The organism is Streptomyces sp. NPDC027185, assembly GCF_055567035.1.
Window position 1 is genome coordinate 145,550 of sequence record NZ_JBVHRF010000006.1, and the last position, 14,851, is coordinate 160,400.

At 74.3% G+C, this 14,851-nt stretch carries 10 protein-coding genes; 6 read left to right on the forward strand and 4 right to left on the reverse strand.

Going from position 1 to position 14,851, the window contains the following annotated elements; genetic code table 11:
* Positions 1-168: 168 nt before the first annotated feature.
* Positions 169-1,077: a 16S rRNA (cytidine(1402)-2'-O)-methyltransferase gene (gene rsmI / locus ACZ4M8_RS20620; protein ID WP_467609375.1), complete on the reverse strand. Its 909-nt coding sequence runs from the start codon at positions 1,075-1,077 to the stop codon at positions 169-171.
* Positions 1,078-1,160: 83 nt separating this feature from the next.
* Here rsmI and ACZ4M8_RS20625 point away from each other — a divergent pair, with 83 nt between their 5' ends.
* The gene (locus tag ACZ4M8_RS20625; protein WP_467609377.1) at positions 1,161-2,897 is read left to right on the forward strand and encodes a dolichyl-phosphate-mannose--protein mannosyltransferase; all 1,737 of its coding nucleotides are present in this window, start codon (positions 1,161-1,163) and stop codon (positions 2,895-2,897) included.
* 456 nt (positions 2,898-3,353) lie between these two features.
* Here ACZ4M8_RS20625 and ACZ4M8_RS20630 read toward each other — a convergent pair whose 3' ends face one another.
* Positions 3,354-3,479, reverse strand: coding sequence for a hypothetical protein (locus ACZ4M8_RS20630; RefSeq protein ID WP_467609379.1), 126 nt, complete (start codon positions 3,477-3,479; stop codon positions 3,354-3,356).
* A gap of 711 nt (positions 3,480-4,190) precedes the next feature.
* Between ACZ4M8_RS20630 and ACZ4M8_RS20635 the strand changes: the two genes are divergently transcribed.
* The 4 genes from ACZ4M8_RS20635 (at position 4,191) to ACZ4M8_RS20650 (ending at position 9,256) form a co-directional block, all read left to right on the forward strand.
* A complete protein-coding gene (locus ACZ4M8_RS20635) occupies positions 4,191-6,260 on the forward strand; it encodes a S53 family peptidase (RefSeq protein ID WP_467609381.1) in 2,070 nt (689 codons plus the stop codon).
* A gap of 203 nt (positions 6,261-6,463) precedes the next feature.
* Positions 6,464-8,107: a penicillin-binding transpeptidase domain-containing protein gene (locus ACZ4M8_RS20640; protein WP_467609382.1), complete on the forward strand. Its 1,644-nt coding sequence runs from the start codon at positions 6,464-6,466 to the stop codon at positions 8,105-8,107.
* 178 nt (positions 8,108-8,285) lie between these two features.
* Positions 8,286-8,411 (forward strand): hypothetical protein, encoded by a 126-nt coding sequence (locus ACZ4M8_RS20645; RefSeq protein ID WP_467609384.1) that lies wholly within the window; start codon positions 8,286-8,288, stop codon positions 8,409-8,411.
* A complete protein-coding gene (locus ACZ4M8_RS20650) occupies positions 8,408-9,256 on the forward strand; it encodes an EamA family transporter (protein ID WP_467609385.1) in 849 nt (282 codons plus the stop codon). Before ACZ4M8_RS20645 ends, ACZ4M8_RS20650 begins: the two co-directional genes overlap by 4 nt.
* A gap of 50 nt (positions 9,257-9,306) precedes the next feature.
* Here ACZ4M8_RS20650 and ACZ4M8_RS20655 read toward each other — a convergent pair whose 3' ends face one another.
* Positions 9,307-10,527 (reverse strand): serine hydrolase domain-containing protein, encoded by a 1,221-nt coding sequence (locus tag ACZ4M8_RS20655; RefSeq protein WP_467609386.1) that lies wholly within the window; start codon positions 10,525-10,527, stop codon positions 9,307-9,309.
* A gap of 556 nt (positions 10,528-11,083) precedes the next feature.
* Here ACZ4M8_RS20655 and ACZ4M8_RS20660 point away from each other — a divergent pair.
* The gene (locus ACZ4M8_RS20660) at positions 11,084-14,437 is read left to right on the forward strand and encodes a S41 family peptidase (protein ID WP_467609993.1); all 3,354 of its coding nucleotides are present in this window, start codon (positions 11,084-11,086) and stop codon (positions 14,435-14,437) included.
* 226 nt (positions 14,438-14,663) lie between these two features.
* On the opposite strand, the gene ACZ4M8_RS20665 is transcribed toward ACZ4M8_RS20660, so the two are convergent.
* Complete coding sequence (locus tag ACZ4M8_RS20665) at positions 14,664-14,822, reverse strand: hypothetical protein (protein ID WP_467609388.1); 159 nt, start codon at positions 14,820-14,822, stop codon at positions 14,664-14,666.
* Positions 14,823-14,851: the final 29 nt, after the last annotated feature.

Here is a 14,851-nt window from a genome sequence, read left to right on the forward strand (position 1 = left end):
TCCTGTCCCGGGCGAGGTGCGGCGGATGTTCTTACCTGTTGGCCCAGATTTAGCCGACTCCAGGCCAAAGTCCCGGCCGTCCGGAAGCTCCCTTTACCCTTCGAGGCAGACCGTTTACCTTCCGACAGCGGCTTTCGGACAGCGGACGGCGCCGGTCCGGCCCCGGGGTCAGGCCCCCGCGCCCTTCCCTTCGGCCTTCCCCGCGGCTTTCCCTTCCGCTTTCTCCTCCGCCTTCTCGGCGTTCTTCGCGGCCACCACCGCGTCGAACACCTCCCGCTTGGGCAGCCCCGCGTCCGCGGCGACCGCGGCGATGGCCTCCTTGCGGCGCTCCCCCGCCTCCTCACGGACCCGCACCCGGCGCACCAGCTCCTCGGGCCCCAGCTCCTGCGGACCGGCCTCGGGGGCGCCCTCCACGACGACGGTGATCTCCCCGCGCACGCCCTCCGCCGCCCACGCCGCCAGCTCACCGAGCCCGCCGCGCTTGACCTCCTCGTACGTCTTGGTCAGCTCGCGGCAGACGGCGGCGCGGCGGTCGGCGCCGAAGACCTCGGCCATCGCGGCGAGGGTGTCGTCCAGGCGGTGCGGCGCCTCGAAGTAGACGAGGGTGCGGCGCTCGTCCGCGACCTCCCGCAGTTTGCTCAGGCGCTCGCCCTGCTTCCGGGGGAGGAAGCCCTCGAAGCAGAAGCGGTCGACGGGCAGCCCGGACACCGCGAGCGCGGTCAGCACGGCGCTCGGCCCGGGGACCGCGGTGACCTTCACGTCCCGCTCGACGGCGGCGGCGACGAGGCGGTAGCCGGGGTCGGAGACCGACGGCATCCCGGCGTCGGTGACCAGCAGCACCCGGGCGCCGCCGGCCAGCGCGTCGGCCAGCTCCGGTGTCCGGGCCGCCTCGTTGCCCTCGAAGTACGACACGATCCGGCCACCGGGCGTCACGCCGAGACCCTGGGTGAGGCGGCGCAGCCGCCGGGTGTCCTCGGCGGCGATCACATCGGCGGCGGCCAGCTCGGCGGCGAGGCGCGGCGGGGCGTCCTCGATGTCGCCGATGGGCGTCCCTGCAAGTACCAGCGTTCCAGTCACGCCCCCATCCTCCCAGCCCGCGGCCGGCGCCCTCGTCACCCCGCCTGCGGCGTACCCGGCTCTCCACAGGCCGCTTCCCTACGATGGGCCGGGTGACCAGTGACACCGCGACCGACGCCGTAGCCCGCAGCGCCGACCGTCCCGACCGGCGGCCGCCCGCGTGGCAGCGCAGGCTGCGCCGCTTCGGCCACGCCGGCGGCCCCCGGCCCGACGTCCGCACGCGGCTGGTGCCCCCCTTCCCGCAGCCCGGCACCCGGCTGTGGGAGCTGTGCGGGGTGCGTCCGGCGTTCGCCGCGCGGCTGGCCCGCGCGTCGGGCTGGCTCTGGCCGCTGCTGGTGACCCTGCTCGCCGGGGTGCTGCGGTTCTGGCACCTCGGCAGCCCGGACAAGGTGATATTCGACGAGACGTACTACCCGAAGGACGCCTGGTCGCTGCTGCAGTTCGGCTACGAGGGCACCTGGGACAAGAACGCCAACGACGCGCTGGTCGGCCATCCCGCGCGGATCCTGCTGAACTCCGACCCGTCGTACGTGGTCCATCCCCCGATGGGGAAGTGGCTGATCGCCGTCGGTGAGTGGGCGTTCGGGATGAACCCGTTCGGCTGGCGGTTCACGGTGGCGCTGCTCGGCACGCTGTCGGTGCTGCTGGTCTGCCGGATCGGACGGCGGCTGCTGCGGTCGACGGCGCTGGGCTGTCTGGCGGGCGTCCTGCTCGCCGTCGACGGGCTGCACTTCGTGATGAGCCGGACCGCGCTGCTGGACCTCATCGTGATGTTCTGGGTACTCGCCGCGTTCGGGGCGCTGCTGCTGGACCGGGACCGCACCCGGGCCCGGCTGGCGGCGGCGCTGCCGGTCGACGCGGAGGGCCAGGCGCATCCGGACGGCACGGTCGGCGACCGGCTGAAACTGGGCTGGCGGCCCTGGCGGATCACCGCCGGGATCTGCCTGGGCCTGGCCTCGGCGACCAAGTGGAACGGCCTGTACTTCCTCGCCGCGTTCGCGCTGATGTCGGTCCTCTGGGACATCGGGGCGCGCCGCACCGCCGGGGCGCGCCACCCGCTGCGGTCGGTGCTGCGGCGCGATGTGGCGCCCGCGTTCGGCGCGACGGTCGTGGTGGCCGTGGCGACGTACCTGGCGTCCTGGTCGGGCTGGTTCGCCACCAAGGGCGGCTACTACCGCCAGTGGGCGGCGACCCCGGACGGCCACACCGGCTCCTGGACCTGGCTGCCCGACTGGCTGCGCAGCCTGTGGCACTACCAGACCGAGGTCTACTCCTTCCACACCGGCCTGACCACGCCGCACACCTACCAGTCCAACCCCTGGAGCTGGCTGGTCCTGGGCCGCCCGGTGTCGTACTTCTACGAGGACCCGAAGGCCGGGCAGGACGGCTGTACGGCGGCGGAGGGCTGCGCCCGCGAGGTGCTGGCGATCGGCACGCCGCTGCTGTGGTGGGCGGCGTGCTTCGCCCTCGCGTACGTCCTCTATCGCTGGGCCTTCCGACGCGACTGGCGCGCGGGCGCCGTCCTCTGCGGGGTGGCCGCCGGCTATCTGCCGTGGTTCCTCTACCAGGAACGGACGATCTTCCTCTTCTACGCCGTGGTGTTCGTGCCGTTCCTCTGCCTGGCGCTGGCGATGATGATCGGCGCGATCGTCGGCCCGCCGGGCTCCTCGGAGCGCCGCCGCACCATCGGCGCGGTCGGCGCGGGCGTCCTCGTCCTGCTCATCGTCTGGAACTTCATCTACTTCTATCCGATCTACAGCGGCCTGCCGATCCCGAAGTCGGACTGGCACAAGCGGATGTGGTTCGACACGTGGGTGTGAGGCGCGGGCGGGCGGCGACCGGAGGCGTACGGCGCCGCCCTTCCCCCGGCGGCGGTCCGCAGGGGGGCGCGCATCTTAGTGGCCGGCACTGACAGCCGTTCCCCCTTCCGCATGCGGAGTGCACACCTACGGGAGCCGTGATTCCCGTCACGCCGAGCCGGAGTGAACCCTCCGACCTGGGCCTATGTCGTGGAGATGTGAGCAGTTCCCCGGCATCGCCCGCCGTTTCCCACTCGCCAAACAGCCATGCGAAGCGGCAAGATGGGGCGGCGTCAGGCGCAGCGAGTGGCGGAAGTCACGCAGCGGCCCCCCGGTCGACGCTGTTCCCCCGACCCGCAATACGCGCGAACGCGCGAGGGCCCCAACTCCTGTGGCCGGCCAGAGCTGTTCGGAGTGAGGCCCTCTACCTACCGCGCCCGGTGATCCCGGTCTCCGACGAGGCCGGGATCACCCCTTCTACAGGTGGGACCAGATCTCGCGCGCGATGCGGAACACCGCGTACAGCGGACCCAGCCATCGGGCGCCGGACCGGATCCGGCGCCACCTGCGGCGGTAGCCCTTCCGTGCCTTCTTCGCAGACATGAGGGCGACCTTCCTCTCCGGACCCAGCAGTCGTGGGCCCTATAGGCGGCCACGAATGCCTTCCGGTCGAAGAGGCGGGTTGGTAGCTCAGTAGAGTAGCGCGCCGCACAGACGTGCCAGTCCGTACCGCGGAACACCACCGGCGGACCAACTGGCACCGGGTGCCTGGGGGCTGACATCCCGTCCGGCATACCTCTCTTACCGAACCGCTCTGACCTGGTGACCTTGCAATCGAAGGCACCTGACATCCCGTGTCGCCTCTTCCCTCAAGCGAACCTCAAACTTCGCCCGGAGAGACCCATGTCACACCTTTCTGACCAGGTAATTCCGTCGGTGCACATATGCCGATCAGGGCTGAGCGTCCGCTTTGAGATCGAAGGCACAAAGGCGTCCCCCTGCCCCGCCCGCTCCGCACGGGCCGGGCGGGGAGGGCCGCCGCCCGCCGGCGGGCTGGGAAACGAAGGCCGGCCGGGGCGGAACGCATCGGGTCTTCGCCGGTGGCGGGCGGTCCGCGGGCGGCGCCGGGCCACCGCGGTGCGCGCCGCCTCGGGCCCCGGCCGCCCCGGCCGCGCCCGCGCGGATTTCCGTCCGCCGGGCAACCCCCTTCGCCCTGCGGCTGGTTGACCAGGTATCACCCGCCGCGTCCGGGGACGGGCGCGGCGCTGCCCGTAAGGGTCTGTCCGTAAGGATCCGTCCGTAAGGAGCTTGGTCATGGCGAGTAGGCACAGCCGGCGACGGGTGGGGGCGGTCCTGGTGCCGTTGCTGTCCGTGGGTCTGGTGTTCTCCGGGAGCGCGCCGGTCCTCGCGCGGACACCGGGGGGTGGCGGTACGGGCGTACGGAAGGTGCCGGGCGGGTTCCCGGAGGCGGACATCGCCCATGCCTTCGGGGCGGCGCGGGTCGGCGGGCGGGTACCGGCCACGCGGCAGGTGCCGTTCCGTGTGTACCTCAAGGGGCGGGACGAGGCGGGGCTGGAGCGGTACGCGCGCCAGGTGTCCGATCCGGGGGACGCCGCCCACCACGGCCGGTATCTGACGGCCGATCAGGCACGGGCGCGTTTCGGTCCGGGCGAGGAGCAGGTGGCGTCGGTGACCCGGTGGCTGCGCCGGGCGGGGCTGCGGACGGGCACGCCGACCTCGTACTACGTGCCGGTGACCGGGACGGCGCGGCAGGTGGAGAAGGCGCTCGGCACCACGCTCAAGGACGTCACCAACGGGCGGGAGAGGCCGGTGCACGTCCCGACCGCCGTCACGCCGGTGACCGTTCCCGCGCGGGTCGCGCCGTCGGTGCTGGCCGTCGGCGGGCTCGCGCCCAGCGCCTTCCAGGGCGACGCGTTCGAGGACGATCCGGGCGCGGGCACGGGCGCGGCCGGGTTCCGCAGCGCCCGGGACCGGGGCCGGGCCGCCGTCCCGGACCGGACCGGTGCCCCCGGCGGGTCCCGTGCACCGTCCGGTTCCCGCACCGCCCCGGCCACGTCCCGTGCCGCCGGGGACGGCGCGCACTGCTCCCGCTGGTTCGGCGAGCGTGCGGCGCAGGGCGTCCGGCCGTACGGGCGGACCTTCCCGTGGCAGCTGTGCGAGGGCTACACGCCGCGGCAGCTGCGGCGGGCGTACGGCGTGGACCGCGCCGGCGCCACCGGCGAGGGGAGGACCGTCGCGGTGGTGCTGCCCGGGGCGCGGAAGAACATGGCCGCGGACCTGGACGCCTGGGCCGAAAAGCAGGGCATCCCCGCGCTGCGGCCGGGCCAGTACCGGGAGTACCTGCCGGAGGTGCCGCCGCGGGAGACCCCGGACGGCGAGCACGAGCAGATACTCGACCTGGAGTCCGTCCGCGCCATGGCGCCCGGCGCGGACCTCGTGTACGTCGCCGCGGCGAAGGCGTCGCCCGCACCGGCGCCGATGTTCGACGCGGTGGCGAAGGTCGTCGACCGGCACCTCGCCGATGTCGTCTCCAACTCCTGGTTCCTCGGCGTCGAGGAGCAGATGTCCGGCGATGTGACCGCGAGCATGCACCGGCTCTTCGCGCTCGGCGCCGTCCAGGGCGTCGGTTTCACCTTCGCCTCCGGTGACGCGGGCGACTCGGTCATCCCGCGCGGCGACATCCCGCACGACCGGCCGGCCGTCGAGTACCCGGCGTCCGACCCGCTGGTGACCGCCGTCGGCGGCACCAGCCTGGTCCTCGACCGGGACGGCCGGCGCCGCTACGAGACCGGCTGGGGCGAGGCGAGCAGCTGGTACGACCTGAAGAAGGGCACCTGGAGCACACCGCTGCCCGGCGTCCTCTCCGGCGGCTCGGGCGGCGGCGTCAGCGCGCTGTTCAGCCGCCCGTCCTACCAGGACGGCGCCGCGCCCGGCGGCGCCCGCTCGGTCCCCGACCTCGCCGTCGACGGCGACCCGCAGACCGGGCCGGCCATCGGCTACCTCAACACCTCCGACGCACCGGGCCGTTACGAGACCGATGTGGCCGGCGGCACCAGCGCGTCGGCGCCGCTGCTCGCCGGGATGCTCGCCGTCCTCGGCGAGCGCGACGGGCGGCCCGTCGGCTTCGCCAACCCGTACCTCTACGCCCTGCGCGGCGGCCCCGCGCTGCACGACATCACCGGCGCCCCGCAGGGTCCGGGCGTCCGCAGCGGCGTCGTGTCGTACACCGCGGACACCCCCGGGAAGCTCCTGGTGCACACCTTCGGGCAGGATCCCGGGCTGACCGCGGGCCCCGGCTACGACCACATCACCGGTCTGGGCACGCCCGCGCCCGCACTGTTCGCGGGCCCCGGGCGGCGGTGAACGCGGCTCCGCGGCGGGGCCCGCCCCGCCGCGGAGCGCCCCCGGCCTGCCCCTTTACAACAAGGGGCCCGCCGCGCACCGGACCGTTCATGCGACCGTGCCCCGATCGAGACGGACCGGCACTCTCCGGGTTTCCGCCGTCCCATAGAGTGCCCATCAGGCCCCGGCGACGCGGGGTGAGGCATTGGGAGGGGAACGGTCGTATGCGCCGTGAGGTGAAGTACGGGCTGATCGGCGGATCCGCGGTGTTGGTCGCCGGGGTGGCCGGGTTCGCGCTGTTCGGCGGCGGTTCGAACGACCCGGCGGCGCCGGGCGTGACGTCCGCCGACGGCAAGAACGGCGGCGCCCCCCGCAGCGGACCGGCCACCGCGCAGGAGATCGCCACCACCTCCCGGGACTTCCTGGCCGCCTGGCAGTCGGCCGACGCCGCGAAGGCGGCGGAGCTGACCGACAAGCCCGGTCCCGCGAAGACCGCGCTCGCCTCCTTCGCCAAAGAGGCCCATTTCAGCCGCGTCACCGTCAAACCCGGCACCCCCAACGGCGACAAGGTGCCCTACACCGTCACCGCGCAGATCTCCTACCAGGGCCACCAGGCGCCGTACTCCTACACCTCCGCGCTGCACGTGCGGCGCGACGGCGCCACCGGCAAGCCCCGCGTCGACTGGAACCTCGCGGTGCTCCACCCCTCCCTCGGCGAGGGTGACTCGCTGCGCACCGGCCCCTCCGGCCCCGCGCCGATCAAGGCGGTGGACCGCCACGGCAAGGAGCTGACCGCCAAGGACCACCCCGAGCTGGGGACCGTCCTGACGGGGCTGCGCGACAAGTACGGCGACAAGGCGGGCGGCACCCCCGCGGTGGCGCTCGCCATCCACCACACCGCGGACGGCAAGGACGACCTGAAGCACGACACGACGCTGAAGGTCCTGGGCAAGGGCACGCCCGGCACTTTGAAGACGACGCTGGACGCCTCGCTCCAGACCCTCGCGCAGAAGCAGGTCGACGCCCGGAAGAACGCCTCCGCCGTCGCCATCAAGCCCAGCACCGGCGAGATACTCGCGCTCGCGCACTCCCCCGCGACCGGCTTCAACGTCGCCACCGGCGGCTCCCTCGCCCCCGGCTCCACGATGAAGATCGTCACCGCCGCGCTGCTCATGGACAAGGGCCTGACCTCGCCCGGCAAGCAGCACCCGTGCCCGAAGTACACGACGGTCGCCGGCTGGAAGTTCCACAACGACCAGATGAGCGAGATCCCGGACGGCACCTTCGCGCAGAGCTTCGCCGCGTCCTGCAACAACGCCTTCATCGGCCAGGCGAAGAACCTCAACAACGACGATCTGACGGTGGAGGCGCGGGACGTCTTCGGCATCGGGCTCGACTGGAAGACCGGCATCCCGACCTTCGACGGCACGGTGCCGGTGCAGGACGGCGCGCAGATGGGCGCGTCCCTGATCGGCCAGGGCGGGGTGCGGATGAACCCGCTGAACGTCGCGTCGCTCGCCGCGACCGCGCAGGCGGGCGTCTTCCGCCAGCCCTACCTCGTCTCCCCCGACCTCGACCACCGGAAGCTGGCCACCGCGGCGCGCCGGATGAAGCCGGAGACCGCCGCCGGGCTGAAGTCGATGATGCACACCACCGCTGTGGCCGGTACGGCGGTCAAGCCGATGGCCGGGCTCAGCGGTGACATCGGTGCCAAGACCGGCTCCGCCGAGGTCGACAACCAGAAGAAGCCGAACGCCTGGTTCACCGCGTACCGCAACGACATGGCCGCCGCGGCGCTCGTGCCGGCCAGTGGTCACGGCGGTGACAACGCCGGGCCGGTGGTCCGCGCCCTGCTCTCGGCGGGCTGAGCGCCCCGCGTCCGCGTCACACCGCCCCGTCCCGCCTTCCCGGCGGGGCGGGGCGGTGTTGTGAGACCCCGCAGGTGAACACGGAGTGACCGGCAGGAATCCACCGTCCGATCTTCCAGTGAGAGACTGCTCACCTTTTCATCGCGTGGCCCGTACACCCTTCGCTAGCGTGCGGGGCATGAGCGTCTTCCCGCGCAACCTCCCCGTCCCGGCGGCCGATCGGGCGCGTGCCCGGCGGGCCGCCCTCATCCGCCGGCGCCGTGCCGCCGCCCCCGCGGCGAACTCCGCCGAGCCCACCGCATGACGCCGCTCGTCGTCGTGGCCGTGCTCATCGCCGCGGTCACCCACGCCAGTTGGAACGCCATCGCCCACGGCATCCGCGACCAGCTCCTCGCCTTCACCCTGGTCGGCGGGGCGGGCGCCGTGTGCGGCCTCGCCATCCTCCCGTTCGCCCCGCTCCCCGCCGCCGGTGCCTGGCCGTATCTCCTCGGCTCCGCCGTCCTGCACGTCGTCTACCAGATGCTGCTGATGCAGTCGTTCCGGCTGGGCGAGTTCGGGCAGATGTATCCGATCGCCCGCGGTACCGCGCCGCTGGTCGTCACCGTCCTCGCGGCGCTCTTCGTCGGTGAGGTGCCGGGTGCCTGGGCGCTCGCCGGGGTGGCGCTGGCCTCCGCGGGACTGCTCGGCGTCGCCCTGTGGGGGCTGCGCGGTTCCGGGGCCCGCCCGCAGTGGCCGGCGCTGCTCGCCGCCCTCGCCACCGGCCTGGCCATCGCCTCGTACACCACCGTCGACGGGCTCGGGGTCCGCGCGTCGGGCACCCCGCTCGGCTACATCGCCTGGCTGATGCTGCTGGAGGGCATCGCCATCCCGCTCTGGGCACTTTCGGTGCGGCGGCGTCAACTCCTGGGCCAGCTCCGGCCGTTCGCGTGGCGCGGGATGGCCGGCGGGGTGCTGTCGGTCTTCGCGTACGGGCTGGTGCTGTGGGCGCAGACGCAAGGGGAGCTGGCGCCGATCGCGGCGCTGCGGGAGTCGTCGATCATCGTCGGAGCGGCGATCGGCGCGGTGTTCTTCAAGGAGCGTTTCGGTGCGCCGCGGATCGCGGCCGCCGGGCTGATGGTGGTCGGCATCGGGCTGATGCTGCACAGCTGACCAGCCGTACGAACGGGGGCTCCGGTACCGCGCCGGGGCCCCCGCGGCGTTCAGCCGACTGTGGCCAGCGCCCGGACGAGGGCCTGGGCGCGGGGGTCGGCGGTGACGCCGCGCTGCATGCCGTTGGTGACGTAGCCCAGCGCGAGGCCCGACTCGGGGTCGGCGAAGGCGAGCGCGCCGCCGCGCCCGGGGTGGCCGAACGAGCCGGGCGCCAGCAGCGGGGAGGCGCCGCTGTGCAGCATGAAGCCGAGGCCGAAGCGGGTGGTGACGACGAGGGTGCGGTCCGGTCCGGCGGACTCCTCGGTACGGGCCAGGGTCAGCGTGGCGGGCGCGAAGAGACGCGGGTGTCCCGCGCCGGTGCCGTCGGCGTCGACCGGGCCGATGAGCGCGGCGTAACAGCGGGCCAGCGAGCGGGCGGTGGCGATACCGGCGGAAGCCGGCAGCTGGGCGGCGCGGTAGGCCGGGGCGTTCTCGTCGGGCGCCGGGGTGATGGCGGCGAAGGCGCGGCTGGTGAGGGACGCCGGGTCGCGGTACGCCTCGGCGACCGCGCGCTTGGGGCGCACCCGCAGGCCGCCCGCCGGGTCCGTCTCGGGCGGCCTGACCTCGGCGAGGCGTCCGGCGCGGGCCTGCTGACCGGGCGGCAGGCCGAGCCAGAGGTCGAGGCCGAGAGGCCCGGCGATCTCGTCGGCGATCCAGGCGCCGATGGTGCGGCCGGTGACCCGCAGGACCAGCTCCGCCAGGAGCCAGCTGTAGGTCTGGGCGTGGTAGCCGTGGTCGGTACCGGGCGTCCAGACAGGGGCCTGGGCGGCGAGGGCGGCGGGGCCGCTGACGCCGTCGACGGCCTGTCCGGGGGTGAGCGGGGTGTCGAGGACGGGCACCCCGGCGCGGTGCGAGAGCAGATGGCGGACGAGGACGCGGTCCTTGCCCGCGGCCTTGAACTCCGGCCAGTACGTACCGACCGGTGCGTCCAGGTCGAGGAGTCCGCGCTGGTGGAGCAGGAGCGGGACGACGGCGGCGACGCCCTTGGTGGCGGAGCGGACGACCTGGGCGGTGCCCTGCTCCCAGGGGGCGTCGGGGCGGCCGTCGGCGGCGGGGCCGAGGTCGTCGCCGCCGTCGCCGTGCTTCGTACCGGCCCAGAGGTCGACGACCTTGCGGCCGTCGCGGTAGACGGCGACGGCGGCGCCGCGCTCGCCGCGGCGGGTGAAGTTGGCCGTGAAAGCGTCCCGGACCGGCTCGAAGCCGTCCTCGACCCTGCCCTGGACGTCCACCACTGTTTCCCGCTTCCCACTGTTCCGTCGCTTTGGTGACCCATCAATGGTGCCTCGCGCGAAGTGGTGCTCATGACCGGAGCCGGGCGGCGTGGCCTTCGTCACAGCCGCCCGGGGCCACGTCAGCGGGCGTGCCGGGCACCCCTGGTGACCGGCGGCGGGCCGAACCGGCGCCCCGGTACGGGGCGATGGACGTGCGCGGACCGGATGACGCGGCGCGGGGCCCCACTTCCCCCGCCGGGCGGCCGGGCGGCGGGGCGCGGCGGCCGGACGGCTCGGCGCGAGCGGACGGCGGCCCGGCGCGGGCCCGGAGCGCCCGGCCCGGAGCGTCCGGTCCGGTCACGGGCACCGCGCCCCGCACCGGCCGGTTCTCCTGTGGACCGCCCGGCGCCCCGTGTGCCCCAGCCGCCGGGCCCGCGCCGCGGCCCCGCCGTGCGCCCCGGCCGAGTTGCCGCCCCCGGCGGGCGGCGGAACGATGAGACGGGTGAGCGACGCACGCGAGGCCGTCGGGCCGCACCCGGAACCGGATCCCGCCGCACCGCCCGGAAGGCTGCGCCGGATGCCGGTGCCGCCGGGCCCGCCACCCGCGTCCTACCTGCGGTATCCGCATCTGAGCGGCGATCTGGTCTGCTTCACCGCCGAGGACGACCTGTGGGTCGCGCCCCTCGTACCCGAGGGCGACGAGCCGGAACGGGCCTGGCGGCTGACCGCCGACCGCACCCGGGTGGGCCATCCCCGCTTCTCCCCCGACGGCCGCCATCTGGCGTTCACCTCCTGGCGGTCGCTCGACCCGGAGGTGCATCTCGTACCGGTCGAGGGCGGGCCCGCACGACGGCTGACGTACTGGGGCAGTACGGACGCCCGGGTCTGCGGCTGGACGCCGCCGGACCAGGACGGCGCCAGCCACATCCTGGCGGTCGCCTCGCACGGCCAGCCGTTCTCGTACTACTCGTGGGCGTACCGGCTGTCCGCCGAGGGCGGGCCCGGACTGCGGCTGCCCTGGGGGCCGGTGTCGGACATCGCCGTCGCCGAGGTGGCCGGGGAGCGGCGCACGCTGCTGCTCAGCGGGAAGCCGCCGCACGAGCCGGCGTCGTGGAAGCGGTACCGGGGCGGCGCGATGGGCCGGATGTGGCTGCACGGCACGCGGCTGCTGCCGAAGCTGCGGGGCCATCTGGACGCGGTGATGTTCACCGCCGGGCGGATCGCGTTCCTCTCCGACCACGAGGGCGTGGGCAACGTCTACTCCTGTCTGCCGGACGGCTCCGACCTGCGCCGTCACACCGATCACGGTGACTTCTACGCCCGGCACGCCTCGACCGACGGCTCCCGCATCGTCTACCAGTGCGCCGGTGACCTCTGGCTGGTCGACGACCTCTCCCCCACGGCCCGGCCCCGGAAGCTGGCCGTCCGGCTGGGCGGGCCGCGCACCGGGCGCCGCACGTACCAGGTGCCGACCGCCTCGAACGTGACCTCGCTGGCGGTGGACACCACCGGGCGGGCCAGCGCGGTCGGGGTGCGCGGCAGTCTGTACTGGCTCACCCACCGCGACGGCCCGGCCCGCGCCCTGCACGACGTACCGGGCGTCCGGGTGCGGCTGCCGGAGATGCTCGGCGACACCGGGCGGATCGCGTACATCACCGACGCGGAGGGCGAGGACGCCGTCGAGATCGCCGGGCTGCCGCGGGCCAGCGGGGTGGGCGCGCCGCGGCGGCTGGCGGCGGGGCGGCTGGGCCGGGTCCAGGAGGTGGTGGCGTCGCCGGACGGCACCCGGCTGGCGGTGGCCGCCCACGACGGCCGGCTGCTGCTGGTCGACGTACGGCGGCCCGAGGAACGGGCGGCCGAGGAGGCGCCCGCGGTGGAGGGCGACGAGGAGCCAGGAGATCCCCAACTCCCGGACGAAGTCGCGGAGTTGATCCGGTCGGCCAACGGTCCGGTGCGGGATCTGGCGTTCTCACCGGACTCGCGGTGGCTGACCTGGTCGCATCCGGGGATCGGCCGGTCGCTGCGGCAGATCAAGATGGCCCGGCTCACCGACCGGATGATCGTGGACGTCACCAACGGCCGGTTCGAGGACGAGCAGCCGGTCTTCACCCGCGACGGCCGCTATCTGGCGTTTTTGTCCTGGCGCGGCTTCGACCCGGTCTACGACGTGCACACCGGCGATCTGTCGTTCCCGCTGGGCTGCCGCCCGCATCTGGTCCCGCTGTCGTCCGCGACGCCGTCACCGTTCGCCCTGTCGCCGGAGGGCCGCCCGGCCGCCGGCGGGCTCGACCCGGACGAGAACCCGCCGGTGGCCGAGGGCCCGGTGCTGGTCGAGGTGGAGGGGCTGGCGGACCGGGTCACGCCGTTCCCCGTGGCCGCGTCCAAGTACTCGTCGCTGCAACCGGTCGCGGGCGGCGGTCTGGTGTGGCTGCGGTGGCCGATCTCCGGGGCGCTCGGCGAGACGTTCGCCAGCCCGGACAACACCTCGGGCCAGCCCACCCTCGAACACTTCGACCTGGTCAAGGCGCGGCGTACCGAACTGACCTCCGCGCTCGACCGGTTCGCGCTCAGCGGCGACGGCACCCGGCTCGTCGTCAATGACGAGGGCGACCTGCGGGCCGTCCCCGCCACCGAGCAGGCCGACAGCGACTCCACCGTCCACCTCGATCTGCGGCGCATCCTGCACGAGGTGCACCCGGAGGCGGAGTGGCGGCAGGCGTACGAGGAGGCGGGCCGGATCGTGCGGGCGTACTTCTGGGACCCGGGGATGTCCGGTATCGACTGGGACGGGGTGCTCGCGCAGTACCGTCCGCTGCTGGACCGGGTCGCCACCCCCGACGAGTTCGCCGATCTGCTGCGGGAGGTCCTGGGCGAGCTGGGCACCTCGCACGCGTACGTCGCCGGGGCGCGGCGCAACGAGGGGCCGCCGCACTACCAGCGGGCGATGGGGCTGCTCGGCGCCAACTTCGTTCCCCGCGAGGGGCGTTGGGTGCTCAAGCGGATCCTGCCGGGCGAGTCGTCGGACCCCAAGGCCCGCTCGCCGCTGGCCGGTACCGGCATCCGGGAGGGCGCGGCGCTGACGCATGTGGACGGCCGCCGGGTCGATCCGGTCGCGGGGCCCTACCCGCTGCTGTCGGCGGCGGGCGGCACGACGGTGGAGCTGACGTTCGCCCCGGCGGAGGGGTCCGGGCCGCCGCGCCGGGTGGCGGTGGTGCCGCTGGTCGACGAGCGGCCGCTGCGCTACCAGGACTGGGTGCAGCGGCGGCGGGCGGTGGTCCGGGAGCTGAGCGGCGGCCGGTGCGGCTATCTGCACATCCCCGACATGGGCGGCTCCGGCTGGGCGCAGTTCAACCGCGATCTGCGGATGGAGGTGTCCCGCCCGGCGCTCATCGTCGACGTCCGCGGCAACGCCGGCGGCAACATCTCCGAGCTGGTCATCGAGAAGCTGACCCGCACCATCATGGGCTGGGATCTGACGCGCGACGCGCAGCCCGTGTCGTACACGCAGAACGCGCCGCGCGGGCCGGTCGTCGCGGTCGCCGACGAGATGACCTCGTCCGACGGCGACATGATCACCGCGGCGTTCAAACTCCAGGGCATCGGGCCGGTGGTGGGCCTGCGCACCTGGGGCGGAGTGGTCGGGATGACCGGCCGCCACCGGCTCGGCGACGGCACGGCGATCACGGTGCCGATGAACGCGGCGTGGTTCAAGGTCTACGGCTGGGGCGTGGAGAACCACGGCGTCGAACCCGACATCGAGGCCCTGCGCTCCCCCCTGGACTGGGCCGAGAACCGCCACCCCCAACTCGGCGTCGCCGTCCGCACCGCCCTGGAACTCCTCGACCGTCACCCGGCGGCCGTCCCGCCGGACCTGTCGGACGTCCCCGATCTGCGGCGACCGGAGCTGCCGCCACGGGGGGCGGAGGGGTAATCCGCGCGGTGCCGGCGCCTGGCACCGGCACCGCGCCGACCAGGGGCGATGCCACCCAGGAGCGACCAGGAGCGCCCAGAAGCAGCGATACGGGCCCCGGCCCCCGTACGTCTCCGTCCGTCACGTCTCCGCCCGTCACGTCTCCGTCCGTGCGGGCCGGAGCGCGGAAGGCGCACCCGGACCGGTGGTCCGGGTGCGCCTTCGGTGTGCGGGCGGGCCGCCGGGGTCAGTACCCGGCGGGCTCCTCCGTGCCGGGGTCGCGGGCGCTCTCGCCCGTCCCGTCGGCGGGCGGTGCGCCGCGGCGGGCCGCTTCCGCGTCGGCCTCCGCGCGTGCCCGCTGTGCCAGTTGTTCGGCCTTGGCCTGGAACTGCTCCCTGAGCCCCATGCGGTTCCTCCCGTCGGACGTCGGGTGCC